Source organism: Alkalicoccus urumqiensis (genome assembly GCF_002993335.1).
Lineage (GTDB): Bacteria > Bacillota > Bacilli > Bacillales > Salisediminibacteriaceae > Alkalicoccus > Alkalicoccus urumqiensis.
The window spans coordinates 80262-103684 of record NZ_PVNS01000002.1; the positions used below are offsets into that span (position 1 = coordinate 80262).

Annotated in this window: 25 protein-coding genes and 2 riboswitches; of the genes, 17 read left to right on the forward strand and 8 right to left on the reverse strand. The window is 48.7% G+C overall.

What is annotated here, in order from left to right; all coding sequences use genetic code 11:
• The first annotated feature begins 20 nt into the window (after positions 1–20).
• On the forward strand, positions 21–872 hold the full coding sequence (locus C6I21_RS02150; RefSeq protein WP_105957788.1) for a phytoene/squalene synthase family protein: 852 nt from the start codon (positions 21–23) through the stop codon (positions 870–872).
• Positions 873–992: 120 nt separating this feature from the next.
• Here the strand turns inward: C6I21_RS02150 and C6I21_RS02155 are convergent, their stop codons facing one another.
• Genes C6I21_RS02155 through C6I21_RS02170 form a run of 4 tightly spaced genes read right to left on the reverse strand, consistent with a single transcriptional unit; the run spans position 993 to position 5033 of the window.
• Positions 993–2456, reverse strand: coding sequence for a phytoene desaturase family protein (locus C6I21_RS02155; RefSeq protein WP_105957789.1), 1464 nt, complete (start codon positions 2454–2456; stop codon positions 993–995).
• Positions 2453–3550, reverse strand: a complete 1098-nt coding sequence (locus C6I21_RS02160; RefSeq protein WP_181186043.1) for a glycosyltransferase family 2 protein — start codon at positions 3548–3550, stop codon at positions 2453–2455. The genes C6I21_RS02155 and C6I21_RS02160 overlap by 4 nt, the downstream gene beginning before the upstream one ends.
• Complete coding sequence (locus tag C6I21_RS02165; protein ID WP_105957791.1) at positions 3547–4248, reverse strand: lysophospholipid acyltransferase family protein; 702 nt, start codon at positions 4246–4248, stop codon at positions 3547–3549. The genes C6I21_RS02160 and C6I21_RS02165 overlap by 4 nt, the downstream gene beginning before the upstream one ends.
• Positions 4245–5033 carry a carotenoid biosynthesis protein gene (locus C6I21_RS02170; protein WP_105957792.1) on the reverse strand — a complete coding sequence of 263 codons (789 nt, stop codon included), beginning with the start codon at positions 5031–5033 and terminating at the stop codon, positions 4245–4247. Before C6I21_RS02170 ends, C6I21_RS02165 begins: the two co-directional genes overlap by 4 nt.
• Positions 5034–5245: 212 nt before the next feature.
• Between C6I21_RS02170 and C6I21_RS02175 the strand changes: the two genes are divergently transcribed.
• Positions 5246–5767, forward strand: a complete 522-nt coding sequence (locus C6I21_RS02175) for a PTS sugar transporter subunit IIA (RefSeq protein WP_105957793.1) — start codon at positions 5246–5248, stop codon at positions 5765–5767.
• A 123-nt stretch (positions 5768–5890) separates the two neighbouring features.
• Here the strand turns inward: C6I21_RS02175 and uppP are convergent, their stop codons facing one another.
• Positions 5891–6721 (reverse strand): undecaprenyl-diphosphatase UppP, encoded by an 831-nt coding sequence (gene uppP, locus C6I21_RS02180; protein ID WP_105957794.1) that lies wholly within the window; start codon positions 6719–6721, stop codon positions 5891–5893.
• Between the two features lie 82 nt (positions 6722–6803).
• On the opposite strand from uppP, the gene C6I21_RS02185 reads away from it, so the two are divergent.
• On the forward strand, positions 6804–7514 hold the full coding sequence (locus C6I21_RS02185) for a peroxiredoxin family protein (RefSeq protein WP_181186044.1): 711 nt from the start codon (positions 6804–6806) through the stop codon (positions 7512–7514).
• A 134-nt stretch (positions 7515–7648) separates the two neighbouring features.
• Here C6I21_RS02185 and C6I21_RS02190 read toward each other — a convergent pair whose 3' ends face one another.
• Complete coding sequence (locus C6I21_RS02190) at positions 7649–8563, reverse strand: aldo/keto reductase (protein WP_105957796.1); 915 nt, start codon at positions 8561–8563, stop codon at positions 7649–7651.
• A gap of 150 nt (positions 8564–8713) precedes the next feature.
• Between C6I21_RS02190 and C6I21_RS02195 the strand changes: the two genes are divergently transcribed.
• The 12 genes from C6I21_RS02195 to ribH all read left to right on the forward strand — a co-directional run bounded on the left by C6I21_RS02195 (position 8714) and on the right by ribH (position 20580).
• Entirely contained in the window at positions 8714–9262 is a 549-nt protein-coding gene (locus tag C6I21_RS02195) for an NUDIX hydrolase (RefSeq protein ID WP_105957797.1), read from the forward strand.
• Positions 9263–9371: 109 nt separating this feature from the next.
• Positions 9372–9824 carry a ferric iron uptake transcriptional regulator gene (gene fur, locus C6I21_RS02200; protein ID WP_105957798.1) on the forward strand — a complete coding sequence of 151 codons (453 nt, stop codon included), beginning with the start codon at positions 9372–9374 and terminating at the stop codon, positions 9822–9824.
• A 244-nt stretch (positions 9825–10068) separates the two neighbouring features.
• A complete protein-coding gene (xerD, locus tag C6I21_RS02205; RefSeq protein WP_105957799.1) occupies positions 10069–10953 on the forward strand; it encodes a site-specific tyrosine recombinase XerD in 885 nt (294 codons plus the stop codon).
• Between the two features lie 62 nt (positions 10954–11015).
• On the forward strand, positions 11016–12200 hold the full coding sequence (gene deoB, locus C6I21_RS02210; protein ID WP_105957800.1) for a phosphopentomutase: 1185 nt from the start codon (positions 11016–11018) through the stop codon (positions 12198–12200).
• Between the two features lie 3 nt (positions 12201–12203).
• Positions 12204–13013 carry a purine-nucleoside phosphorylase gene (locus tag C6I21_RS02215; protein WP_105957801.1) on the forward strand — a complete coding sequence of 270 codons (810 nt, stop codon included), beginning with the start codon at positions 12204–12206 and terminating at the stop codon, positions 13011–13013.
• A 74-nt stretch (positions 13014–13087) separates the two neighbouring features.
• Positions 13088–14389 (forward strand): pyrimidine-nucleoside phosphorylase, encoded by a 1302-nt coding sequence (locus C6I21_RS02220; protein ID WP_105957802.1) that lies wholly within the window; start codon positions 13088–13090, stop codon positions 14387–14389.
• 49 nt (positions 14390–14438) lie between these two features.
• Positions 14439–14612: riboswitch (Lysine riboswitch) on the forward strand.
• A 132-nt stretch (positions 14613–14744) separates the two neighbouring features.
• Positions 14745–16079, forward strand: coding sequence for a diaminopimelate decarboxylase (gene lysA, locus C6I21_RS02225; protein ID WP_105957803.1), 1335 nt, complete (start codon positions 14745–14747; stop codon positions 16077–16079).
• A gap of 140 nt (positions 16080–16219) precedes the next feature.
• Positions 16220–16654: a peptidylprolyl isomerase gene (locus tag C6I21_RS02230; protein WP_105957804.1), complete on the forward strand. Its 435-nt coding sequence runs from the start codon at positions 16220–16222 to the stop codon at positions 16652–16654.
• Between the two features lie 158 nt (positions 16655–16812).
• A riboswitch (FMN riboswitch) is annotated at positions 16813–16958 on the forward strand.
• Positions 16959–17112: 154 nt separating this feature from the next.
• On the forward strand, positions 17113–18183 hold the full coding sequence (gene ribD, locus C6I21_RS02235) for a bifunctional diaminohydroxyphosphoribosylaminopyrimidine deaminase/5-amino-6-(5-phosphoribosylamino)uracil reductase RibD (RefSeq protein WP_105958006.1): 1071 nt from the start codon (positions 17113–17115) through the stop codon (positions 18181–18183).
• Positions 18183–18833 carry a riboflavin synthase gene (ribE, locus tag C6I21_RS02240; protein ID WP_105957805.1) on the forward strand — a complete coding sequence of 217 codons (651 nt, stop codon included), beginning with the start codon at positions 18183–18185 and terminating at the stop codon, positions 18831–18833. The genes ribD and ribE overlap by 1 nt, the downstream gene beginning before the upstream one ends.
• A gap of 30 nt (positions 18834–18863) precedes the next feature.
• Entirely contained in the window at positions 18864–20057 is a 1194-nt protein-coding gene (locus C6I21_RS02245) for a bifunctional 3,4-dihydroxy-2-butanone-4-phosphate synthase/GTP cyclohydrolase II (RefSeq protein WP_105957806.1), read from the forward strand.
• A 46-nt stretch (positions 20058–20103) separates the two neighbouring features.
• Positions 20104–20580: a 6,7-dimethyl-8-ribityllumazine synthase gene (ribH, locus tag C6I21_RS02250; RefSeq protein ID WP_105957807.1), complete on the forward strand. Its 477-nt coding sequence runs from the start codon at positions 20104–20106 to the stop codon at positions 20578–20580.
• A 64-nt stretch (positions 20581–20644) separates the two neighbouring features.
• Here ribH and C6I21_RS02255 read toward each other — a convergent pair whose 3' ends face one another.
• Positions 20645–21160, reverse strand: a complete 516-nt coding sequence (locus C6I21_RS02255) for a DUF309 domain-containing protein (protein WP_181186045.1) — start codon at positions 21158–21160, stop codon at positions 20645–20647.
• Between the two features lie 122 nt (positions 21161–21282).
• On the opposite strand from C6I21_RS02255, the gene C6I21_RS02260 reads away from it, so the two are divergent.
• Both C6I21_RS02260 and scpB read left to right on the forward strand, forming a co-directional pair.
• Positions 21283–22032, forward strand: a complete 750-nt coding sequence (locus C6I21_RS02260) for a segregation/condensation protein A (protein WP_105957808.1) — start codon at positions 21283–21285, stop codon at positions 22030–22032.
• A complete protein-coding gene (scpB, locus tag C6I21_RS02265; RefSeq protein ID WP_245411512.1) occupies positions 22029–22616 on the forward strand; it encodes an SMC-Scp complex subunit ScpB in 588 nt (195 codons plus the stop codon). Before C6I21_RS02260 ends, scpB begins: the two co-directional genes overlap by 4 nt.
• Here the strand turns inward: scpB and C6I21_RS02270 are convergent.
• A complete protein-coding gene (locus C6I21_RS02270) occupies positions 22613–23416 on the reverse strand; it encodes an SDR family NAD(P)-dependent oxidoreductase (RefSeq protein ID WP_105957809.1) in 804 nt (267 codons plus the stop codon). The two genes, scpB and C6I21_RS02270, sit on opposite strands and share 4 nt — an antisense overlap.
• Positions 23417–23423: the final 7 nt, after the last annotated feature.

Below are 23423 nucleotides of genomic sequence, written 5' to 3' on the forward strand. Positions count from 1 at the left end.
GTTTGAGAGGAGCCGATCCGATGAAAACGGAAGCTGCATATCAGCACTGCAGGCAGATCATTGATAAACATTCAAAAACGTTTTCTAAAGCGTTTCAGCATCTTCCGGGAGATAAACGCAGGGCAGTATGGGCGGTTTACGCTTTCTGCCGGACGGCCGATGATATTGTAGATGAAGATCTCCCGTCGTCAAAAGACCTTCATGAATTTCGGAAAGACCTGGATGTTTTTCTGTCCGGTGTTCTGCCGAACGATGAGCCTTTATGGACAGCCCTGGGGGATGCGTTTGAACGATTTCATTTCGATAAAAAGCCGTTTTATGATATGATCCGCGGTCAGGAGATGGACTTATATCATTATCAGTATGAAACGACTGCCGATGTTCTCCGCTATTCTTATTATGTGGCGAGTTCTGTCGGACTGATGCTGCTGCCAATTCTTGCACCGGGGAAGGAACAGAAGCTTCACCAGAGTGCCGTCTATTTAGGGTATGCGATGCAGATCACAAATATTCTGCGGGATGTAGGAGAAGATTTTGAGCGGGGCAGGCTTTACCTTCCTGAAGAACTGCTTCAGACATATGGCTGCCGGATCGAAACGGTCTGCCGGGAAAGGAAGCCGGACGCAGCTTTTATTAACGTCTGGGAACACCTGGCGGCTGAAGCCGAGGCGTACTATGAGCTCGGGCTTAAAGATATTCATCTATATCCGATGCATTCGCGTCTGCCTGTGCAGGCTGCAGCGCTTTTGTATCAACAGATTCTGAACACAGCAAGACGGAATCAATATGATGTATTTCAAAAGCGTGCAGTTGTTTCCAGTGAAGAAAAAAAGCGCATTCTATCAAATCTGCAGACAGCTGCAACCTCTTGAGCGCTGCCCTGAAGAACTTAAAAAGCCGTGCTGCCCATCCTGCAGCACGGCTTTTTATAATTGATAAAGCAAAAAAAGGATGATAACGGCAGTGGAATAAGCTGTGCCGGCCCGTTCCGTTCAGGAGAGGGAGTACTCCTTTATCACTAAATCAGCGGTGTTCATGCCGCTCATTGTTACCATGGGAGAACCGCCGCCGGGGTGCGTCGAACCGCCGCAGTAATAAAAATTGGATAAGTCTCTGCTTTTATTTCCGGGACGCAGAAAGCTGCTTTTTTTCGAGTGGGAGGATAACCCGTAAAGCGCTCCCCGGTAGGCGTTGTACTGCTGCTCCACGAACCCGGGATCCAGTATTTTTTCCGCAGCAGGTGGTTTTGTCAGCGGAAGGCCCCGTTCTCGTAGTTTTTCCCACAATCGATCTTTGGAAAAAGGCTGCTCTGCGCCTGTTCTGGCAGGAGCGTTGACTAAAATAAAAGTATTTTCTCCGCCGGGACGCCTTTCGGGTTCTGTCTTTGCGGACGTGCAGAGATAAATGATCGGGTCTTCTGCAAACTGCCTCCGGCGGAAAATTGCATCGAATTCTTCTTTCGGATTCTCTCCGAAGAAGACGTGGTGATGGTTAAGCGGAAGCGATTCATCAATATCAGCCAGCAGCACCCAGGCGGACAGAGAGGGCTCTGCTTTATTGAAAAAAGTGTCCGGCATCGACGGTCTTGCCGATGGAGGAAGAAGTGCCGGAACCTGCGTCATCAGATCTCCATTTAGTATTAAGACATCGGCTTCGTACACCTGGTGATCCGTAACAGCAGCAGTAACTTTCTTATCCTTTATGACGAGCGAGCGGACAGCTTCTTCTGTGTGGATGCTGACGCCGAGCGTGCGTGCTGCACGTGTGAGGCCCTCTGCAATGCTTGGGTTGCCGCCCTCTGTGTAATACACGCCCTGGGAGAGCTCCAGATGGCCGATAAGGCCGAACGTTGCCGGTGCTGTATAGGGAGAAGAACCGATGTACGTTGCATACCGGTTAAATGCCGCTGTTATTCGCTCGTCACGGAAAAAACGGCGGTGAAAATGATCCATCGTTTCAAATGGACGTACTTTCGTAAACGCTTTAAAAAGAGAAGGGGACATATATGTTTTCGGATGGTGAAATGTCCGCTTAAAAAATTGAGCGGCAGACTGCTCATACAGCTTTCCGACTTCAGTTAAATAATTCTCATATTGATCTGCCGCAGACCAGTCAATTTTCTCAAGCTCTGTTTTCATCTGCTCTTTATTTGAGGAGAAGGTAAATGAGCTCCCATCTTTAAATTGATTGGTCGTATGATTTTCTAAGTGCCTGAAGGAAAAATAGTCATCCGGATCAAGTCCGGCATCCGTAAGCACCTGTTGAAAAATATGCGGCATCGTAATCGTATTCGGTCCATAGTCAAACGAAGCACTTCCGACCTGCATCCGCTGCATTTTCCCGCCGCAGTGGCTGTTTTTTTCAATAAGCGTAACTTGAAATCCGGCAGACTGCAGCCGGATGGAGGCGGCAAGTCCTCCAAGACCTGCCCCGATAATAACTGCTTTTTGTGTCATGAATAGCTCCTGCCTTTCCAGTGAAATCTTTTACCAGACAGCTGTGTCTGAGCAGAACGAATGAGAACGGCGATCGATGCTGCGGCGGCTGCGGGGAAGAGAAGCGCTGTCCACCAGGGCTGCCTGCTCTTTCGATCCGACAGCCATTTAATCATAACGGAAAGAAGAAGCGGTACCACCGCCAAATATTCTCCTGTGAATAATCCGGCTGCTGCAAGCGGCAGTGGAAGTATAAAGAGAATAGTAAATGCTGCAATGTAGAGAACGGCTGCAATATAGCTTCTGCCGAGGCCGGGGAAAAAATTTTTAACGAAGCCGTTCCATACTTCCCGGTTTGTATCATACATATAGCACGTCACCAGTGGAGCAGGGTTTACCAGGTGAACACCGAAGCCGTTTTTTTTCACTGCTTTGGCAAGATGGATATCTTCAACAAGAGACTGTTTTACCGATTCGTGACCACCGGTTTTTTCGTAGGCTTCTCTCGTAAAAAGCATAAATGCCCCATGGGCTGCGGAAGCAGGAGGCCAGGTTGAATAATTGGCGGCTGCTGCCGGAAGAAAGGCATAGACGAGAAAGTGCTGCATCGGAATTATGAGCTTACCCAGAAACGAAGAGGCCGGCACCTTTGGGAAGCCGGTTACCAGTCCATCTGAATCTCTCATTGAAGCCAGTGCTGCTCCTGCTGCATGGGGATGCAGCTCGACATCCGCATCGATAAATAAGTAATAATCCCCATCAGCTGCTGCAGCCAGTTGATGACAGGCATGAACTTTTCCGACCCATCCATCCGGCAGAGTGCGTCCTTTAATAATTTGGAGAGGAAGCTTTTCCTGCCAGACGCACAGTTTTTCATACGTAGTATCTTCTGAATGATCATCGAGCACGATGATCTCCATTGGCGGGCTTGAAAGCTTTTGAACAGAGGCCAGAAGCCGGTCTACATTTTTTTCTTCATTCCGCATGGGAATCAACAGGGAGTAGGGCGCGCTGCTCTGCTCCCTGTTGGAAGGAGCCAGGTCGGAAACGATCCGCGTATTGATAAATGTCCATATAAGGAGCCCTGTCAGAATAATAATCAGAACGGCAGTCATCGACCTGCTCCTTTCCAAAGACCTTTTACATTCTCCCAGGCAGCACCGATCCCTTCTGCTCCCCTCAGGACTGTCTGCCAGTCGGCTTGGTCCCGACTGAAAATCTGATCCTGAACGAAATGAAACTGCTCCTGCATACATGTCTGAATATGGGATGTCCACTGCTTCCGGCTCCATGAAGGTGCACCAGTGATTTCAGATACGTAAACAAACCACTCGGGCTGCTGCTGATGAAACAATCCGTGGTAAAACGTCATATTATAGATACGGGTATCCGGCACTTCCGTTTTCAGCCATGCAGCTCCAGATGAAATGCGGATCGGAGCCCCAAGAGGAACTTCTCTGCCCTGTGGAAATAGAAAAAGTGGCTTTTCGTCATCCAGAACAGCAGAAGCTTCTGCCAGAGATTCTTTTGTCTTCTGAAGCGTTGAAGTGTCTACAGGGAGCGCTCCGACCTTCTCAAAAAAAGGGAAGCGGTCCAGTCCTTCCCGGTCCATAAGGGCCCGTCCGTCCAGGTTCCACAGCCGCTGATTAAGATACAAAAGCAGGAGCGGATCCCACCAGGTGCTGTGATTCATCACTACAATCGTCCGGCCGGAAGCAGGAGCGTGGCTATTTCTGTGCAGATGGACACGGGAAAAGTGTCGTTTGATCAGCCAGGTATTATACGGGTGAAAGACAGCCGGAAAAACACTCATATGCGTTTCCTTCCTGCTGCCGTTCCATAGAGAATGTATACAGCTGCGAGGAGACCTGCACAGAGAATCGGCGCCAGAATGAGGCCTCCTGCTGCGGCGGTAATAACAAACATGATAATCATCAATCCGTAAAGGAGAAGCATTTTATGGCTCCAGAAAGGACTTCTTGTGTTTTTCCATACGCTGTTTCTGAAAAACAGCAGGCTGATGAGAAGATGGAAAACAAATGATAGAATAAACCACCCTGCAAAATTACTGAATGGTATACCGTAGTAAGCGCCGGTATCCTCCCAGATCCAATACTGCTTTACTTCATATGCTACCGGATCAATAATTAAATCCATGATGACAGCGCATAGAGAAGCGTATACAGCATAGACCAGCCTTGGAAAGGCAGGTGCCAGGGAAGCGGCGGGAGCGGCAACAGCGTGTGCTGCAGCGGTGACCATTACCCATGCAAAGCCGATCGTTACCGGAACACCGAGAAGTTTTGGACCAAAATCGGCTTCGTAATAATAACTGCCAAAGAAGAGGCCGGTATGTACGCCGAAGCTTTCAATCAGAATGGAACCGAAGAAAATGATGAGAACAAGCAGCAGGCCGGCTGCGGGGTTGGAACTTCTCAGGAAAAAAACGGCCCCGAGCAGGCCGGAAGTTACGAGAAAGACAACGTTCGCCCATTCCAGCCACGGAGGAACAAGATCAAATGCCAGCAGCACGACACCAATTGCATACCAGATTAGAAAAAAGCGGAACAAATAATGCTCCCATGGTTTTGTTTTCATTAACACACCAACTTTCCATGATTATGTACCTTTATGATATTTACCCTTCCCGGGTCCTCATTAAGCGCCGTTCCCCCGAAGGTTTAATGACCCGGCTTCCGGGGAATGTCAATGACGAACCATTAGTTTGCAGATTTACAGAGGTCTGCTATACTATGACGGTGCGCGACTTGTATATACACCATAATATCAAATTAAAGGAGTCGTTTTGTATGCTTAAAAAATTATTTGGACTCGACAAAAAACAGGAAGTGGAAATGCCGGAAGCAGACGGTAAAGATATTCTCGTCAGCCCGGCTGACGGGGAAGTCGTAGCCCTTTCCGAAGTTCCTGACCCTACCTTTGCTGAAAAAATGATGGGGGACGGCGTTGCTGTAAAACCATCATCCGGAGTGATTTCTGCGCCGGTCCATGGAGAAATCGTCCAGCTTTTCCCGACAAAGCATGCTGTCGGTCTTAAAACCGTCAACGGAATTGAAGTGCTGATTCATATCGGTATCGAAACCGTTAACATGCAGGGAGACGGTTTTAAAGCTTTTGTGAAAGAAGGAGACAAAGTAGCTCCTGGAGATAAGCTGATCGAATTTGATATGGATCTCGTCAACGAGAAAGCGGAAAGCACGATCACCCCTATTATTATTACGAACGGGGATGCCGTTGGTTCCATCGATAAGGTGGAAGGAAAAGAAGTGAAGGCAGGCGAGACGGAAATTATGTCTGTAACGGCAAAATAACAGAATCAATGAATTGCAGGGCCCTCATCCAGGGTCCTCTTTTTTTGATTCAAATTCGTAGATCCACAAAAAAGAGAGGCGCTCTCATAGGTAAGAGCCCCTCTCCTTAAACAATTTCCACCGTTACACTTCAACTACAACGGACGGGTCAATAAATATCATGACAAGAATACCGGCGGCGAAACAATAAATGGCAAAATAGATAAGCTTACTCTTTTTAAGAAAATCGATCAGCCAGATGATCCCGAGCATAGAAAAGATGAAAGTGACGACAAACGATAGGATGAGGTTCGGTACGGTTACATACGTGACCATTTCCATCGTAAAATCACTGACTCCAAGTACGGTGGAACCTAAGATGACCGGTATAGCCAGTAAAAAGGAGTAGCGGACGGCCGTATCTTTGTCGAGACCTCTGAGCAGGCCGACAACCAGAGTTGCGCCGGAGCGTGAGATACCAGGGAATACAGCCAGTGTCTGACCGAGTCCCACAATGACAGCATCTAGAAACGTCATGTCCTTTTCCTGTTTTCGGCCTGTGCGGTGGAATCGTTCAATAAACACGAGGGCAAACCCGGTTAAAATCAACGCGGAGCCAATGACATAAGGTGACTTCAGCCCTTCTCCGATCGTATCAGATAAAACCGCGCCGAGTCCGCCTGTAATGACGGTAGCGGTAAGGATGTATACGCCGAAAAAGAATTTCGTTCTATCTTTATTGTCTCTGTGGGCTATGTAACGGAAAAATCCCTGCAGCACTTCCCACATATCCTTCCAGAAATAAAGAAGGACAGCCAGAACAGAGGCAAGGTGAAGAAAGATTTCAAATGATAAGCCCGGAAATGAATACCCGAACATTAACTGTACAATGACGATATGTGCTGTACTGGAAATGGGAAGAAATTCAGTGATTCCCTGCACCACACCAAAAATTAGTGCTTCAATCCATGTCATAAACAAAGCCTCTTTCTCTCTATATAAATTAGATACCTGCCTTATTGTACCAGATTGGCGAATTGCTTAGAACGTCAATTTTGTGAAAAATATCGTAAACGCTGTGCATGCAGCGGACAATTTCGTATACTTGTCGTATGAGGGAGTTGGTACGATGCGGAAACTTATCACTTATATACTTGCGGCAGCGGCACTTGCAGCGGCCGGTTTTGTCATTTATTCCGAGATGAGGCCGGAACCTTCCAACGGCAGCGAAGCTCTGGAAGCATATCTTGAAAATCAGGGGATTGAACGGGATCTGCCGGCAGGAGAAGAGACTGTAAGTCATGAATCTATTGATGAAACCGGGGTGCAGCCGGGAATGCAGGCGCCGGATTTTACGCTGGAGACGATAGAAGGAGAAGCGTTTCAGCTGTCTGAACTCCGGGGAGACTATGTCTTAGTGAATATGTGGGCAACCTGGTGTGGTCCGTGCAAAGACGAAATGCCGGACTTTGCCCAGTTTTATGAAGAATACAAAGAAGAAGGCGTCAACGTTGTCGGAGTCAATATGACCTCTACAGAAACAGGACTCACCCCCGTTGAACAGTTTGTGGATGATTTCAGCCTGCCATTCACGAATGTACTGGATAAAGAAGGGGAGATTGAATCTCTGTACGAAGTATATGCCATGCCGTCGACGTATTTAATAACACCGGACGGCCGCGTGGCCATGAACCGTCCGGGGCTTATAAATTATGACGTTCTCGTAGAAACATATGAAGAAGTAAGAGAAAACAACGAAGCATCGTAGACGTTTCTCCTGTCAAATAGTTAATCGAACGGAACAAACCGAACGATGCCTGAAGCTCTTAACAGCGTTTCAGCATCGTTCGGTTTGTTCATTGAGCCGTGTTTCATCCCGGGCTTCTTCAATGCCCACAGAAATCAGCTGCGGTGATTTGTATAAAAAGAGGCAGGAGCGGCTTTTTGAACGGCTTCAATAATGTCACTGCTGAGAGGCGCCTGATCGGCGGCTTCGAGGTTGGCCTTCAGCTGACTGGACGTTCTGGCACCCTGAATGGCAACAGCCACAGCCGGCTGATCAATAACATAGCGCAGCGCCAGCGTAGAAAGGCTCATTCCCGCTTCCTCAGCAATATTCATGAGGCTGTCAATGGTTTCAGAAAGCTGCTGTCTGCTGTAATCGAGGTAACCGTCGCTTCCGATCTTATCGTATGCGTTCGATGTGAGAAGGCCTTTTGCCACCGGTCCGCGTGCAACGACGTTGATTTCATGCTGCATGAGCGCCGGGAACAACTCCTCGGGCCTCCTGTCCAGAATGCTGTACTGCATCATGTTGGAGACGATATCTTTCTCACTTAAAAAGCGGTTGATAACATTCGGCCGGATGGAAGACATTCCAATGTGGCGGATAAGCCCTTCCTGCTTTAACTCCTGCAGCGCTTCGATCGTTTCATCAAAAGGGTCATCCAATGTGCCGCCGTGCAGCTGATAGACATCAATATAATCCACCTGTAGCCGGGAGAGAGAATCTCTGCAGGCCTGGTGAATATATTCTTTGGATGGGTTCCAGCGCCAGCCGTCAATACCCGGGCCCCATTCGTTACCGCCTTTCGTGGCAATGATCACCTTTTCTCTCATCCCGCGCAGTGCTTCTCCCACTGATCGTTCATTTTCGCCGAACTGGTAAAGGTCCGCTGTGTCGAAGTAATTAATACCACCGTCCACTGCTTCATGCAGAAGGCGTTCGTTTTCGTTCTGGTTATCGGATAGTGACATGCAGCCGAGTCCGATTTCAGAAACGTGAAGTCCAGAAGAACCTAGTTGATTTTTTCGCATCATTAACACCTCCTAACCTGATACTTCCCTCATTCCAGCGGCAGTATTCATTTATCCATTGAATAATTTTTAATAATAAACGCAATGTACAATTGCAGAACGGGTCGGGATAGCCTATGCTTAATAGTGACGAATAGAAGGAGGCTGACCATGTCATCGATGGAGGAAAAAACGATTCAATCCACGCCAATATTCAATGGCAGCGTTATCCGTGTACACGAAGACGAAGTGACGCTTCCAAACGGAAAAACAAGCAGAAGAGAACTGGTAAAGCACCCTGGAGCAGTAGCAGTGATCTGTGTGACAGAAGAAGGAAAGCTTGTTCTTGTCAAGCAGTACCGGAAAGCGCTGGAGAAAGCAATTGCAGAAATCCCTGCAGGGAAACTGGAAGCAGGAGAAGAACCTGCTGTATGTGCCGCAAGAGAATTAGAAGAGGAAACCGGCATACGGGCGTCTAAAATGCGTCCACTGGGATCATTTTATACAAGCCCTGGATTTGCAGATGAGCTGGTTTATCTATTTCTTGCGGAAGGACTGTCGCAGGGAACCGTCGAAGCAGATGAGGATGAGTTTGTGGAAAGAATGGATGTGACCCCCGGCGAAGCGGCAGAAATGGTTCTGAGACAGGAAATTCATGATGCGAAGACGATGTACGCTCTTCTGCTGTGGGAAACAAAATTAAGAACCTCCACTACATGATAATCATTATCATTTGACACTCATTATCATTAAGCATTATACTTATGTCAGAGTATGAGAACCGGGTGTAAGTGTGAATTCGGGGATCGATTGGAGGGAAGCAGCCGTAATGGAGCAGCGCATTGACCGCATAAAAAAACAGCTTCAGTCTCAAAGCTACAAACTGACACCTCAGCGTGAAGCAACTGTCCGCGTTCTGCTTGAACACGAAGATGATCACCTAAGTGCAGAAGATGTGTACATGTTGGTAAAAGAAAAATACCCTGAGATAGGCCTTGCGACTGTCTACCGGACGCTGGAACTGCTGACGGAACTGAAAGTCGTAGATAAAATAAATTTCGGGGACGGTGTATCCCGTTACGATCTGCGTCAGGAGGGAGCAGCTCATTTTCATCACCATCTCGTCTGCCTGGAGTGCGGCGCGGTTGATGAAATTCAGGAGGATCTGCTTGGTGATGTGGAAGATGAAGTGGAAAAGCGGTGGAATTTTCAAATCAAAGACCACCGGCTCACATTTCATGGAATCTGCCACCGCTGTCATTCAGAAGATCCTTCCTCCTGATCGAAGAATAATTACTGCGTTAATAAAAAGCATCAACTTTTATATAAGGAAGCCCGGGGCCTGGGAGCCGGGCTTCCTTATTTTTGCGGGAATGAAAAAGCGCACGGGGGCTTTTCGCTGTTAAGTCAGCGGAGCGCTGCAATCTTCAAAATAAAATATTACATAATTTCATGAGCACATGCACAATAGTTTGAAATTGTGATATGATGGAGCGAGAAAGGGCTCAATGGGAGTGAGGTGCTTTATGCAGCACGAAATAGAAGAATTCATTCATTACCTTACAGTAGAAAAAAACCTGGCTGCTAACTCCATTCAGGCTGCAGAGCGTGATCTGCGGTCCTATCATCGTTTCCTGGAGGCTTCAGGACGGAGCAGATGGACAGACGTAACACGGACAGACATTCTTCTATATCTTCGTGATCTGCATGACAGAGGAAGAGCACCTTCCACTACTGCTCGTGTATTATCTTCCATCCGTACGTTTCATCAGTTTCTTCTTCGGGAAAAATGGAGTGACCACGACCCGAGTGTTCACATTGAAAGACCAAAGCAGCAGCAGAATCTGCCAAAAGTATTATCAAGTTCAGAAGTGGAAGCGCTTCTTCAGCATCCGGGTTCAGAGAAGCCACTTGATCTACGGACAAAAGCAATGCTTGAAATGATGTATGCAACAGGCATGCGGGTGAGTGAACTTGTATCTTTAACGACGGCTGACCTCCATGCAGAGATGGGATTTGTCCAGTGCAGAGGAAAGGGAGGAAAAGAACGGATTATTCCGCTCGGTTCCCACGCTCTCGATGCTGTAACGAATTATATTCAATTCGGCAGAAGCAGACTGCTCCGCGCAAAAGAACAAGCACTGTTCGTGAATCACCACGGTCGTCCGCTGACAAGGCAGGGATTCTGGAAAATTTTAAAGCAGACAGCCCGGGATGCCGGAGTGGATAAAGAATTATCTCCTCATATGCTCCGCCATTCTTTTGCTACACACCTTCTTGAGAATGGAGCCGATCTGCGGGCGGTTCAGGAAATGCTCGGTCATGCTGACATTTCCACCACACAGATTTATACACATGTAACAAAAGTGCGGATGAAAGAAATGTATTCGATGTATCACCCCCGGGCATAGCACTTCATTCACAACACTAGACGTCTGACCTCAGACAATATACAGGAAAGGATGAATTACCAATGAGCAAACAGTCATTCTCACGTATTTTTCTTATCGTTATGGATTCCGTCGGGATCGGCGAAGCGCCGGATGCCGAACAGTTTGATGACAAAGGAGCCGATACTGTCGGTCATATTGCTGAAAAAATGAATGGTCTTTCCATGCCGAATATGGATAAGCTCGGCTTCTCGACGATAAAATCGTATCAGGGAGGTACGATCCATCCGCCAGCTGCATCCTATGGAAAGATGCAGGAACAGTCGGCAGGTAAAGATACGATGACTGGGCACTGGGAGATTATGGGTCTTTACATTGATACGCCGTTCCGGACATTCCCGGAAGGATTCCCGCCGGAACTGGTACAGGAAATAGAGTCCCGTACCGGCCGCCGCGTTCTCGGCAATAAGCCGGCGAGCGGAACTGCTATTCTCGATGAACTGGGGGAGCAGCACATGGAGACAGGTGATTTGATCGTGTACACCTCGGCAGACTCTGTACTTCAGATTGCCGCTCACGAAGATATTATTCCTGCCCACGAACTGCATGAAATCTGCGAAATGGCGCGTGAAATGACAAAAGAAGAGCCTTACATGATCGGCCGGGTTATCGCCCGCCCGTTTATCGGCGGACCCGGTAACTGGGAACGTACAGCGAACCGTCATGATTATGCGCTGAAACCTTTTGGCCGTACCGTGATGAATGAGCTTGAAGATAAAGGCTTCGATTCGATTGCCATCGGTAAGATTTCCGATATCTATGATGGAGAAGGAGTGACAAAATCTCTCCGTACTACTTCAAATATGGATGGAATGGATAAGCTGAATGAAACGTTGAAAATGAATTTTAAAGGACTGAGCTTTTTAAATCTCGTTGACTTCGATGCAAAGTTCGGGCACCGCAGAGATCCTATCGGCTACGGGGAAGCTCTGGAGGAATATGACGCACGACTCCCGGAAGTGCTGGACCAGATGAGAGAAGATGATCTTCTACTTATAACCGCCGACCATGGTAATGATCCTGTTCATCACGGAACGGATCATACGCGTGAATTCGTACCGCTGCTTGCCTATGCGAAAAATGCGCATCCGGTCGACCTCGGTACGCGCCTGACATTTGCTGATATCGGCGCGACAGTAGCAGATAATTTTGGTGTGAAAATGCCGGACTACGGTACAAGCTTTATGAAAGAACTGAGAGGAGAGTAAATCATGACTCAAATTGAAGAAGCGAAGCAGTTTATATTATCCAAAACAGACAATCTGCCTGATATCGGCCTGATTCTAGGATCCGGCCTCGGCGTTCTGGCGGATGACATTCAAAACCCGGTCACTATTCCTTACACAGATATCCCGGGATTCCCATCCTCCACTGTTGCTGGTCATAAAGGCCAGCTGGTCATCGGTGAACTGGAGGGCACACGCGTGGTAGCCATGCAGGGACGATTTCATTTTTATGAAGGCTATTCCATGGATCTCGTAACGTTTCCTGTCCGCGTAATGAAAGCGGCAGGGGTATCTACACTGGTCGTTACGAATGCTGCCGGCGGAATCAACGAATCGTTTGAAGCAGGCGATCTGATGATCATTGACGATCACATTAATCAATTTGGAACGAATCCACTTATCGGCAAAAATGACGATGCACTGGGAGTGCGTTTTCCAGATATGAGTCAGGCCTACGCGCCGGAATTAAAACAGCTCGCAGAAACGACAGCTTCGGAAATCGGCGTCGCTCTCAAAAAAGGCGTGTATGTTGGAAATACCGGGCCGTCCTATGAAACACCGGCGGAAGTCCGTATGCTCCGTACGCTCGGCGGCGATGCTGTCGGTATGTCGACGGTGCCTGAAGTCATTGCAGCAGTGCACGGCGGAATGAAAGTGCTCGGCATCTCCTGTATCTCCAACATGGCCGCAGGCATTCTCGATCAGCCGCTTACGCACGATGAAGTAATGGAGACGACAGAGCGCGTCAAACAGGATTTCCTGCAGCTCGTAACAGCAGTAGTAAAAAAGCTCTAAAAATGAGCTGATTCCTGAAAGGAGGCTCCTGGCCTCCTTTCTGAATTTACTGGATATTAAAGGAGGAAACGTGTATGCGGATGGTCGATATTATTGAGAAGAAACGAAATGGCGGGGAGCTGACAGAAGAAGAGATCCGCTTTTTTATTGAAGGATATACCGAAGGAACGATTCCGGATTATCAAGTGTCTGCCTTAATGATGGCTGTTTATTTCAAAGGGATGAGTGAGAAGGAAACATCCACGCTCACACAGGCGATGGTGGATTCCGGAGACACGATTGATTTGTCTTCGATCGAAGGAATGAAAATCGACAAACACTCCACCGGCGGGGTCGGTGATAAAATCAGCTTTATCGTTGGACCGCTCGTAGCATCGGTCGGCGTACCTGTTGCCAAAATGAGCGGCCGCGGTCTTGGGCATACCGGCGGAACAATTGATAAACTGGAGTCCATTCCCGGTTTTCATGTGGAAATGACAAAAGAGCAGTTTGTAGAAAATGTGAATAAGCATAAACTCGCTGTGGCCGGACAGACCGGAAACCTCGCTCCGGCCGACAAAAAACTGTATGCGCTGCGGGACGTAACGGCAACGGTCGATTCGATTCCTCTTATTGCGGGGTCCATCATGTCCAAAAAGCTTGCTTCCGGTGCGGATGGTATTGTTCTGGACGTAAAGACAGGTTCCGGTGCTTTTATGAAATCACTGGAAGACGCACAGGCACTTGCAGAAACGATGGTTACGATCGGTAACCGGCTCGGACGCCGCACGACAGCAGTGATCAGCGACATGGACCAGCCTCTAGGCTTTGAAGTCGGCAATGCGAATGAAATTAAAGAGGCCGTAGAAGTACTTCAGGGTAAAAACGTCGCAGATCTCCGTGAACTTTCGCTCGAACTCGGTACTCACATGGCTGTTACGGCTGGTATCTTTGAAAATGACCAGGAAGCAAGAAAAGCGCTGGAAGAGAGCATCGAAAGCGGTGCTGCATTCCAGGCGCTGAAAACATTTGTTGATGCGCAGGGCGGGGATGCTTCTGTTCTTGACGATATGACGAAGCTTCCTGAAGCAGCATTTGACGTGGAAGTTCCGGCGCTTGAATCAGGCTATGTCTCCGCCATTGATGCAGCAGCAGTCGGTACAGCTGCCATGTACCTTGGTGCAGGAAGAGCAACAAAAGATGACACGATTGATCATGGTGTCGGCATTACGCTGAAGAAAAAAACCGGCGACTACGTGGAAAAAGGAGAAGCGCTCGTTGTTCTCCATTCCCAGTCCAAAGATGCGGATGACTCCCGTGCAAAAATTACGGAGGCATATTCTATTTCGCCGGAAAAGCCGGAGTCCCGTCCATTGATTCACAAGGTAATTAAGTAAAGTACTTGCCCGGGCAAAAAGAATATGCTACATTGTATAAACATATTGCATAAGAGATAGAGGAGCAGACATGAACAGTATTTCTGTGGAGTGCAGGCAGCACTGGGAAGCAGGGAGAAAGGCATGAATGCCGAAGCCGATTTTTCTGCCGGAAAAAGACGGCTGGGACTGCATTGAATAAGTGCAGTACTGTCACACCCTGTTGTGGAGAACTATCTTTTTTTGTCCGTTTTCAATGGGATGAGAAATGAATGGTGTCTTCACTGTTCATTTCTTTTTTTGTGCTTTCAGGCTGTTTCAGCTCAAGGCACAATACAGGTACTGTTTTGCTTATGCATGCAGAAAGGATGATATCATGCACCTGCGAGGAACGCAGAAAATAAACGAACATGGAAGATTGGAAATTGGGGGAGTGGACAGCTCCGTCCTGACGGAAACATATGGAACACCGCTTTTTGTCTATGACACTGCGGATATAAGAAATCGTGCTGACGAATTTCATCAGGCGTTTATCAATCAGGGCGTTCAATATGAAATTGCTTACGCCTCGAAGGCTTTCAGCTGTATCGCAATGATGGAGCTTGCAGCGGATCTCAGCCTGAGCCTGGACGTCTGTTCGGAAGGAGAGCTCTATACGGCGCTTGAAGCGCGGTTTCCTGTGGAACGCATCCATTTTCACGGAAATAACAAGACTCCTCAGGAGCTGGAAATGGCCGTTGATAACAATATCGGCTGTATCGTCGTCGATAATTTCACGGAGCTCTCCTGGCTGATGGCGCTGACTGAATCCAGGAAACAAAAAATGAATGTACTCATCCGTATCACACCGGGAGTAGAAGCCCACACCCATGAATATATTTCTACAGGACAGGAAGATTCCAAGTTCGGCTTTGATTTAAACAGCGGACAGGCGGATAGAGCGATCCGGATGATTCAGGGAAATGACTACCTTCATCTTAGAGGGGTGCACTCTCATATCGGTTCGCAGATTTTTAAAGCAGAAGGCTTTGAAGAAGCGGTAAAAGAAATCTTCCGCTCGATCCGCTCCTGGAATGAGTCACTCGGTTTTTATCCGGAAGTACTGAACGTCGGCGGAGGATTCGGCATCCGCTACGCAGAAGGGGATAAGCCCCTCCCCCTCCATGTCTACATTGACCGGATGGTGGAAACAGGAAAAGAAGAAGCTGAAAAAATGGGGATGCCGGTGCCGGAGTTCTGGATTGAGCCGGGCCGTGCGCTCGTCGGAGAGGCCGGTACGACGCTTTATTCGACTGGTGCGAGAAAAGATATTCCCGATATCCGTACGTATATTTCTGTTGACGGCGGCATGACGGACAACATCCGTCCGGCTCTCTACCAGGCAGAATACAGTGCCCTTCTGGCAAACCGTGCTGCTGAACAGACAGAGGAAGTAGTCTCCGTTGCAGGGAAATGCTGCGAGAGTGGAGATATGCTTATCTGGGATCTGGACCTCCCAAAAGTGCAGCAGGGAGATACACTGGCTGTGTTTTCAACAGGCGCCTACGGCTATTCGATGGCAAGCAACTATAATCGAATCCTCCGTCCGGCTGTTGTATTTGTCGAGGATGGACACCATGAGTGTGTGATTGAAAGAGAAAAACTGGAAGATTTAACGAGCAGAGAGCGGTCTTTTTCCAGGTTAAAAGAGACAGCTTCCTACAGCTCGTAACCTTGTGGAGGAGTGCTTCTTATAAAGCCTCCTCTTTTTTCTTTTCAGTGGTTACAGATAGAGGAATTCTGCTATGATAGAGAATGTGCATCGGACTGATGCAGTTAGAAATCAATGGCAAACAGAGAGGATGAATGTTTATGAAACAAGGAAAAATAACGTTTGAAAACGGAGAAGTTATTACGATGGAATTCTACCCGGAGGCAGCTCCCGGAACGGTGGAAAACTTTGAGAAGCTTGCAAACGACGGTTTCTATAACGGACTGACGTTCCACCGCGTCATTCCTGGTTTTGTAGCGCAGGGCGGATGTCCTAATGGTAACGGTACCGGCGGACCTGGGTATACAATCAAGTGTGAAACGGACAACAACCCTCACCGCCATGAAAAAGGAAGCCTGTCGATGGCGCACGCAGGCCGGGACACAGGAGGCAGCCAGTTCTTCCTCGTCCTGGAGCAGCAGCCTCACCTGGACGGCGTCCACACTGTCTTCGGCAAAGTGACAGAGGGTATCGATACGCTGGAACGTATTAAGCCCGGCGATACGATGCAGGAAGTTTCTGTTTACGACGCCTGACATCTTTTACGGTTTACCCCCTCAGAGATTCCTCTGAGGGTTTTTTTACATAATGGCGATGTGAAAAAGTACAGTTTTATTCAGTTCAGGATTGTTGCCGGCGCTATTCGGGAATGATATAGTTAAGTTATTCACAAATAACGCGTGACGTTTATACGTTTGTCCTTCGGGGTCGGGTGAAAGTCCCAACCGGCGGTGATAAGGTGATGCAGCCTTTCAGTCCGTGACCCGGTGCAGTGTCTGCAGCGGTGGATTTGGTGAAATTCCAAAGCCGACAGTATAGTCTGGATGGGAGAAGGACGCTGTCTGATGATACGGGAGAAGTGTGTCCTAATACATCTTTCAGCTGATCGTGCTTATATTCTGCACGTATGCCCTGAACGGAGATATATCTGTTCAGGGCTTTTTTTGCCCCGGAAAGGCACGCAGGGAGGAAGCAGACCGTGCAGCATTTATTTATGAAAAAAGCAGTCCAAATGGCTGAAATGACAGTTGGACAGACCTCGCCGAATCCGTCTGTCGGCTGTGTTATCGTCAATAATGGTGAAGTTGTCGGGACCGGCGTTCACTTAAAAGCCGGCGGCCCCCATGCAGAAAGACATGCGCTTTCGATGGCAGGGGAGCTTGCAGAGGGAGCAGATGCCTATGTCACGCTGGAGCCCTGTTCTCATACAGGCAGAACACCTCCTTGTGCAGAAGCTCTTATTGAGGCTGGTGTCAAACGGGTGTTTACGGCCTCTGATGACCCTGATCCACGGGTGTCCGGACGGGGTATTCAGATGCTCCGTGATGCCGGTATTGAAGTAGTGACCAATGTATTGAAAGGAGAAGCAGATGAGTTGAACCGTTTTTTCTTCCATTACATTCATACGCAGAGGCCTTATGTCACACTGAAAATGGCTACAAGCATCGATGGAAAAACAGCGACAGCCTCGGGGGAGAGCCAATGGATTACCGGTCCCGAAAGCAGGGAGGACGGTCACCGGCTCCGTCGTACGCATGACGCCATTCTAACCGGTATTAATACGGTGGAAACCGATGATCCTTCTCTGACAGTCCGCCTGCCGGAAGGAGGAATGCAGCCGCTGAGAGTCGTGCTTGATACGACACTCCGCTTTCCAGAACAGGCCCGCCTGCTGCAGGACGGCGGCGGTGTCCGGATTTTCACAACCGAACAGGCACCGGCTGATAAAGTCACCCGGTTAAGAGAGAAAGGCGCTTCGGTAACGGTGCTCCCATCGTTTCGGATCGATGTTCCTGACGTCCTGGATATGCTGGGCAGTGAGCAGGTTCAATCTCTCCTTGTCGAAGGCGGTGCATCGATTCATGACAGTTTTCTCCGTTCAGGTCTCTTTGAGCAGGTGGTCCATTACAGCGCTCCGATTTTAATCGGCGGCGAGAAAGCCCCGGGAGCGGCAGGGGGAAGCGGTACAGCTTCATTAAGCGGAGCGCCGAGACTCCACCGTCATGATGTCACTGTCCTCGGAAACGACCTCCGTATTATTTACCGAAGAAAGGAAGAGCAGTAATGTTTACTGGAATTATTGAAGAAAAAGGAAAAATTACAGCGATGGAACGCAGCGGTGATGCGATTACAATGAAAGTTCAGGCGCCGGAAATTTTAAAAGATGTTCATTCCGGTGACAGCATTTCCGTCAACGGCGTCTGTCTTACCGTTACATCATACACAGAAGAGGAATTTCAAGTGGATTTAATGCCCGAAACAGTAAGAGGCACAAGCCTTCGTGACCGGGATGTCGGCTCTTATGTCAATCTGGAACGGGCAATGGCTGCCGGCGGCCGGTTCGGTGGTCACTTTGTAAGCGGGCATGTAGATGGCGTAGGGGAAATACTCTCTAAAAAAGCAGACCACAACGCCGTCTATTATGAAATTGGCGTTCCTCCGGAGCTGCGCCCTTATCTAACGCTTAAGGGAAGCGTAAGCGTAGATGGTACGAGCTTGACCGTATTTGGTGTCGGAGAATCATCCTTTACCATTTCGATTATTCCGCATACGCTCGAGGAAACCGTCATCGGGGAAAAAGATACCGGGGATGTCGTTAATATCGAGTGTGACATGCTGGCAAAATACGTAGAGGAGCTTCTGCAGCAGCGCTTCCGTACTCAGGAAACCGGGGAGACGCTTTCAGCAGATTTTCTGAAGGAACACGGCTTTTAATTCAGGTGGATGACAGAGGAGGAGAAACGGATGTTTGATCCTATTGAGGAAGCGATTTATGCCCTCGCGCAGGGGGAAGTCATTATCGTCTGTGATGATGAAGACAGGGAAAACGAAGGCGATTTCGTCAGTATCGCCGAAAAAACGACTGCAGAAACGATTAATTTTATGGTGACGCATGGCCGGGGGCTGGTCTGTACTCCGATTACAGAAGACCGCGCTGGAAAGCTCGGCCTGGCGCCGATGGTCGACCGCAGCTCCGATCCGCACGGTACGGCATTTACGGTCAGCGTAGACCATAAACATACTACAACAGGAATATCTGCCCAGGAACGCGCTATGACCATTCAGCAGCTGATCGACCCGGAATCAAAGCCGGCAGACTTTCAGCGTCCAGGACATATTTTCCCGCTCATTGCAAAGGATGGAGGCGTCCTGCGGAGAGCTGGTCACACGGAGGCTTCCGTTGATCTTGCCAGAATGTCCGGAGCTGAACCGGCAGGAGTCATCTGCGAAATTATGAAAGAAGATGGATCGATGGCAAGAGTGCCGGATCTGAGGAAAATAGCCGATGAGCACGGATTGAAAATGATTACGATTAAAGATCTGATCCAGTACCGCAACCGTAAAGATAAACTAGTGGAGCGGGAAGTGGAAATCAACCTGCCCACAGACTACGGCGACTTCCGTGCGATCGGCTACTCCAACGTAGTGGACGGTAAGGAGCACGTAGCGATAGTGAAAGGGGAGATCGGCGGCAGTAAACCTACTCTAGTGCGTGTGCACTCGGAGTGTCTTACAGGAGATGTCTTTGGTTCCAGACGGTGTGACTGCGGGCCGCAGCTTCACGCAGCGCTTCAGCAGATTGAGCAGCACGGCTCCGGTGTCGTCCTGTATATGAGACAGGAAGGCCGTGGTATCGGGCTGTTGAATAAAATGAAGGCGTACAAGCTGCAGGAAGAGGGTCTGGACACGGTAGAGGCCAACGAAAAGCTGGGCTTTGGGCCAGACCTGCGTGAATACGGCATAGGTGCCCAGATTTTAAAAGATCTAGGCATCCGTAAAATGAAGCTGATGACGAATAACCCCCGTAAGATCACCGGTTTAAAAGGCTATGAGCTGGAAGTGGTCGATCGTGTGCCGATTCAGCTGCCGCATTCGAAAGACAATAAGAAATACCTGCGTACGAAAAAAGACAAGCTCGGCCATATGCTTCACCTGTAAGCCGGTTCAGAAAAAGACAAACATTCACTGAAGGAGAATTGATACGATGAAAAATGTAATGGAAGGCAGCCTCTCTGCCAAAGGATTGAAAGTTGCTATTGTTGCCGGAAGGTTTAATGATTTTATTACGGAGCGCCTCGTTTCAGGTGCTGAAGATGCCTGCAGACGACACGGTGCAGCAGACGAAGACGTGACGCTCGTATGGGTTCCGGGAGCCTATGAAATCCCATTCGCAGCGAAAAAACTGGCGGAATCCGGGAAATATGATGCAGTAGTAACGCTTGGAGCGGTGATCCGCGGTTCTACGCCTCATTTTGATTATGTGTGCGGCGAAGCATCAAAAGGAGTGGCAAATGCTGCTTCTCAAAGCGGAGTGCCCGTTATTTTTGGTGTCATCACGACAAATACGATTGAACAGGCGATTGAACGCGCCGGCACCAAAGCCGGCAATAAAGGCTGGGAAGCGGCTGTGGCTGCAATTGAGATGGCAAACCTCAATAACGAATTTCTTAATCAGCTTTAATAATATATGAAAGAGACCGGGCTGGAAAAAAGCCCGGTCTCCTTCGTTACCGATATATATTCTGTTATCGGCGCTTAGCTAAAAGCGCATCATTTCGTGCCTCGATTACTTCTGAACGGTCGCGGAGTTTATGGCGGTGAATCAGCGGATAATGATGAATATCCCCGTCCCATTTCCACTCAGTACCGTGCTGGTCAGCAAGACTCAGGCAGTATTGTTCCAGTGAGGCATCGTGAAGCGGAAGATTAAACGGTACATAGAAATCAGCCGACAGCTGGTTCCTTCGGTCTGCCACTTCTTCTTTTAAAAGAGCGGTATGAATTCCGAGATCCTCCAACTGGTTTTTTGTCTCATCGAGCTGCTCCAGTACACTCGTCAGAAGCTTTCTGCTTCCTTTGAGGTTCCCGCGGCGTTCGTGATACACAGCCACAGCAAGCTGAATCAGCACAAGCCAGTGTTTTTCACGTCCAGTCTCCAGCCAGTACTCCTCCAGAATCTCGTGGCACTCAAAGTAATCCCTCGTGCAGTGGAATTCGTAAAGATAGTTTATATAAGCTTCCGGATAAAACGGTCTGGTCACAAAAGCCACTCTCCGATCATCTAAGTTTACTATCCATCCATCATATAGCAAATCCCCTTCATTTGTGAAGTCAAACGATAAAGGAATATGATATAATAGCGCCGGAACGGAGGCGTGTACAAATGAGTTATGAAGTAAAACTGCACAGTTTTGAAGGTCCGCTCGATCTGCTGCTGCACTTAATTCATAAAAATGACGTGGATTTATACGACATTCCACTAAAAGAGATTACGGAACAATATCTCACCTACATACATGCAATGCAGGTGCTTGAACTGGATATAGCAAGTGAATACCTCGTCATGGCTGCTACACTGCTCCAGATGAAATCCCGCCTGCTGCTGCCGATCGAAGAGCCGGTGGAAGAAGATCCGCTCTATATGGAGGAAGAGGATATGGTCACTGAAGAAGACCTTGTGGAACGTCTGGCGGAGTATAAACGCTATAAAGAAGCGGCAGGTGAATTGAAGATGAGGGAAATGGAGAGAAGCCGTCTGTTTACGAAGCCGATGACCGATCTGACACCGCTTCTTCAGGAAACGAAGGAAGAGGGTACGCAGGTGGAAGCGAACGTTTTCGACATGCTGAAAGCATTTAAAAAGATGAAAAAACGGAAAGATCAAAAGAAGCCGAGAGAGAGAAGAATTACGAGAGAAGAAATCCCGATCAATGAACAGATGATCTATCTCCGGAGCCGTCTTGATGCATCGGGCGGCCGATCCACGTTTCAGACGCTTTTGGAAGGTAGAGATGACGCACTGGTTGTATCATTTCTAGCCGTCCTGGAGCTCATGAAAAAAAGAGAGATCAGATGTACGCAGAAAGACAATTATGAAGATATATGGATCGAAGCAGAGGGAGTTACATCATGAAGGATTTAATGGAAATAACCGCTGTCCTGGAGGGGCTTTTATTTGTAGCGGGAGAAGAGGGTCTGGAAAAGAGCCAGCTTCTGGATGTGATGCAGGTTAATGAAGCTCAGCTTGATGAAGCAGTAGAGCTGCTGCAGCGGCGCTGCAGGGAAGAAGGGCGGGGAATTCAGCTTCTGGAAGTTGCAGAAGGATTTCAGCTGACAACACTTCCGGAGCATGCAGACTATTTCCGGAGGCTTGTGCATTCGCCTGCGTCCGGCACGCTGTCCCAGGCTTCGCTGGAGACACTCGCTGTTATTGCTTATAAACAGCCGGTTTCCAGAATGGAGATTGAAGATATACGGGGGGTAAGAACAGACCGTCCGATCCGTACGCTCCATGCGAAAGGGCTTATTGAAGAATCCGGTAGAAAAGAAGGAGCCGGACGCGCCATTCTGTACAGAACGACGAGACATTTTCTTGAACAGTTTGGGCTGAAATCGCTGGAAGAGCTGCCTCCACTTCCGGAAGGTACAGATCCGGAAGAAGAGGCTGAAGAATTTGATTTATTTTTCCAGCGTTTCCGCGAAGCAGCAGAAGATTAACGCATGACGCTTCCGCCCGATATTTTCATGGACTCGCCGATCATATTTCCGCATGCGTCGGACAATAAGAAAAGAACAGCATCTGCGACTTCCTCCGGACGGGTCATTCTGCCGGAAGGAAGTCCTTTTTCTGCTTCCCTGCGTTCCTCTTCGTAGCTTCTTCCGTTTCTGGAAGCTTTCTTCTCCAGAATCTCTCTAGCCATTTCCGTATCCACAAACCCCGGACAGACAGCGTTAACCCTTATATTATGCTCCACTGCTTCGAGAGCAAATGACTGCGTAAAGCCGATGAGGGCAAATTTGGACCCGGCGTACGCTGTACTGCCGTATGTGCCGCGCAGACCGGAAAGGGAGGAGATATTGACGATTCTGCCGCCCTGCATATCTTTCATGCCCTGGTACACGAGCTGGGAGAGCATGACTGCAGCGGTGAAGTTAAGATGCATAACTTTCTCCAGGTCGTCTTCCTGAATCTGGTCCACCGTATCGCCTCCGGTGATGCCTGCGCTGTTTACGAGGCCATAAACCGGACCGAATCCATCCTCTGCCTGCTCCATCAGGTATTTTCTGCCATCGGAGTCCCCAATATCTGCAGAAACTGCCATAAGTCTTGAGGCATCGCTGTGATAATGGGCCGTCTGCTTTAAACGGGACAGTTTCTCATCGGATCTTCCGGCAGCAGTAACATTCGCTCCAGAAGCAAGCAGCTTTTGGACGACAGCCTCCCCAATACCGCCGGTTGCACCAGTTACAAGAATATGTTTTCCTTCGAAATGATCACGGTGAAATAGTACTGACATCGTAACG

What these genes read in the sequence shown, in the direction of transcription:
- lysA (WP_105957803.1), top strand. Translation starts at nt 14,745, where the DNA reads ATGCACCTGCGAGGAACGCAGAAAATAAACGAACATGGAAGATTGGAA.
- C6I21_RS02190 (WP_105957796.1), bottom strand. Translation starts at nt 8,563, where the DNA reads ATGCGAAAAAATCAACTAGGTTCTTCTGGACTTCACGTTTCTGAAATC.
- C6I21_RS02220 (WP_105957802.1), top strand. Translation starts at nt 13,088, where the DNA reads ATGCGGATGGTCGATATTATTGAGAAGAAACGAAATGGCGGGGAGCTG.
- deoB (WP_105957800.1), top strand. Translation starts at nt 11,016, where the DNA reads ATGAGCAAACAGTCATTCTCACGTATTTTTCTTATCGTTATGGATTCC.
- C6I21_RS02160 (WP_181186043.1), bottom strand. Translation starts at nt 3,550, where the DNA reads ATGACTGCCGTTCTGATTATTATTCTGACAGGGCTCCTTATATGGACA.
- ribE (WP_105957805.1), top strand. Translation starts at nt 18,183, where the DNA reads ATGTTTACTGGAATTATTGAAGAAAAAGGAAAAATTACAGCGATGGAA.
- ribH (WP_105957807.1), top strand. Translation starts at nt 20,104, where the DNA reads ATGAAAAATGTAATGGAAGGCAGCCTCTCTGCCAAAGGATTGAAAGTT.
- xerD (WP_105957799.1), top strand. Translation starts at nt 10,069, where the DNA reads ATGCAGCACGAAATAGAAGAATTCATTCATTACCTTACAGTAGAAAAA.
- C6I21_RS02155 (WP_105957789.1), bottom strand. Translation starts at nt 2,456, where the DNA reads ATGACACAAAAAGCAGTTATTATCGGGGCAGGTCTTGGAGGACTTGCC.
- C6I21_RS02150 (WP_105957788.1), top strand. Translation starts at nt 21, where the DNA reads ATGAAAACGGAAGCTGCATATCAGCACTGCAGGCAGATCATTGATAAA.
- C6I21_RS02270 (WP_105957809.1), bottom strand. Translation starts at nt 23,416, where the DNA reads ATGTCAGTACTATTTCACCGTGATCATTTCGAAGGAAAACATATTCTT.
- C6I21_RS02245 (WP_105957806.1), top strand. Translation starts at nt 18,864, where the DNA reads ATGTTTGATCCTATTGAGGAAGCGATTTATGCCCTCGCGCAGGGGGAA.
- ribD (WP_105958006.1), top strand. Translation starts at nt 17,113, where the DNA reads ATGAAAAAAGCAGTCCAAATGGCTGAAATGACAGTTGGACAGACCTCG.
- scpB (WP_245411512.1), top strand. Translation starts at nt 22,029, where the DNA reads ATGAAGGATTTAATGGAAATAACCGCTGTCCTGGAGGGGCTTTTATTT.
- C6I21_RS02215 (WP_105957801.1), top strand. Translation starts at nt 12,204, where the DNA reads ATGACTCAAATTGAAGAAGCGAAGCAGTTTATATTATCCAAAACAGAC.
- C6I21_RS02195 (WP_105957797.1), top strand. Translation starts at nt 8,714, where the DNA reads ATGTCATCGATGGAGGAAAAAACGATTCAATCCACGCCAATATTCAAT.
- C6I21_RS02260 (WP_105957808.1), top strand. Translation starts at nt 21,283, where the DNA reads ATGAGTTATGAAGTAAAACTGCACAGTTTTGAAGGTCCGCTCGATCTG.
- uppP (WP_105957794.1), bottom strand. Translation starts at nt 6,721, where the DNA reads ATGACATGGATTGAAGCACTAATTTTTGGTGTGGTGCAGGGAATCACT.
- C6I21_RS02230 (WP_105957804.1), top strand. Translation starts at nt 16,220, where the DNA reads ATGAAACAAGGAAAAATAACGTTTGAAAACGGAGAAGTTATTACGATG.
- C6I21_RS02165 (WP_105957791.1), bottom strand. Translation starts at nt 4,248, where the DNA reads ATGAGTGTTTTTCCGGCTGTCTTTCACCCGTATAATACCTGGCTGATC.
- C6I21_RS02175 (WP_105957793.1), top strand. Translation starts at nt 5,246, where the DNA reads ATGCTTAAAAAATTATTTGGACTCGACAAAAAACAGGAAGTGGAAATG.
- C6I21_RS02170 (WP_105957792.1), bottom strand. Translation starts at nt 5,033, where the DNA reads ATGAAAACAAAACCATGGGAGCATTATTTGTTCCGCTTTTTTCTAATC.
- fur (WP_105957798.1), top strand. Translation starts at nt 9,372, where the DNA reads ATGGAGCAGCGCATTGACCGCATAAAAAAACAGCTTCAGTCTCAAAGC.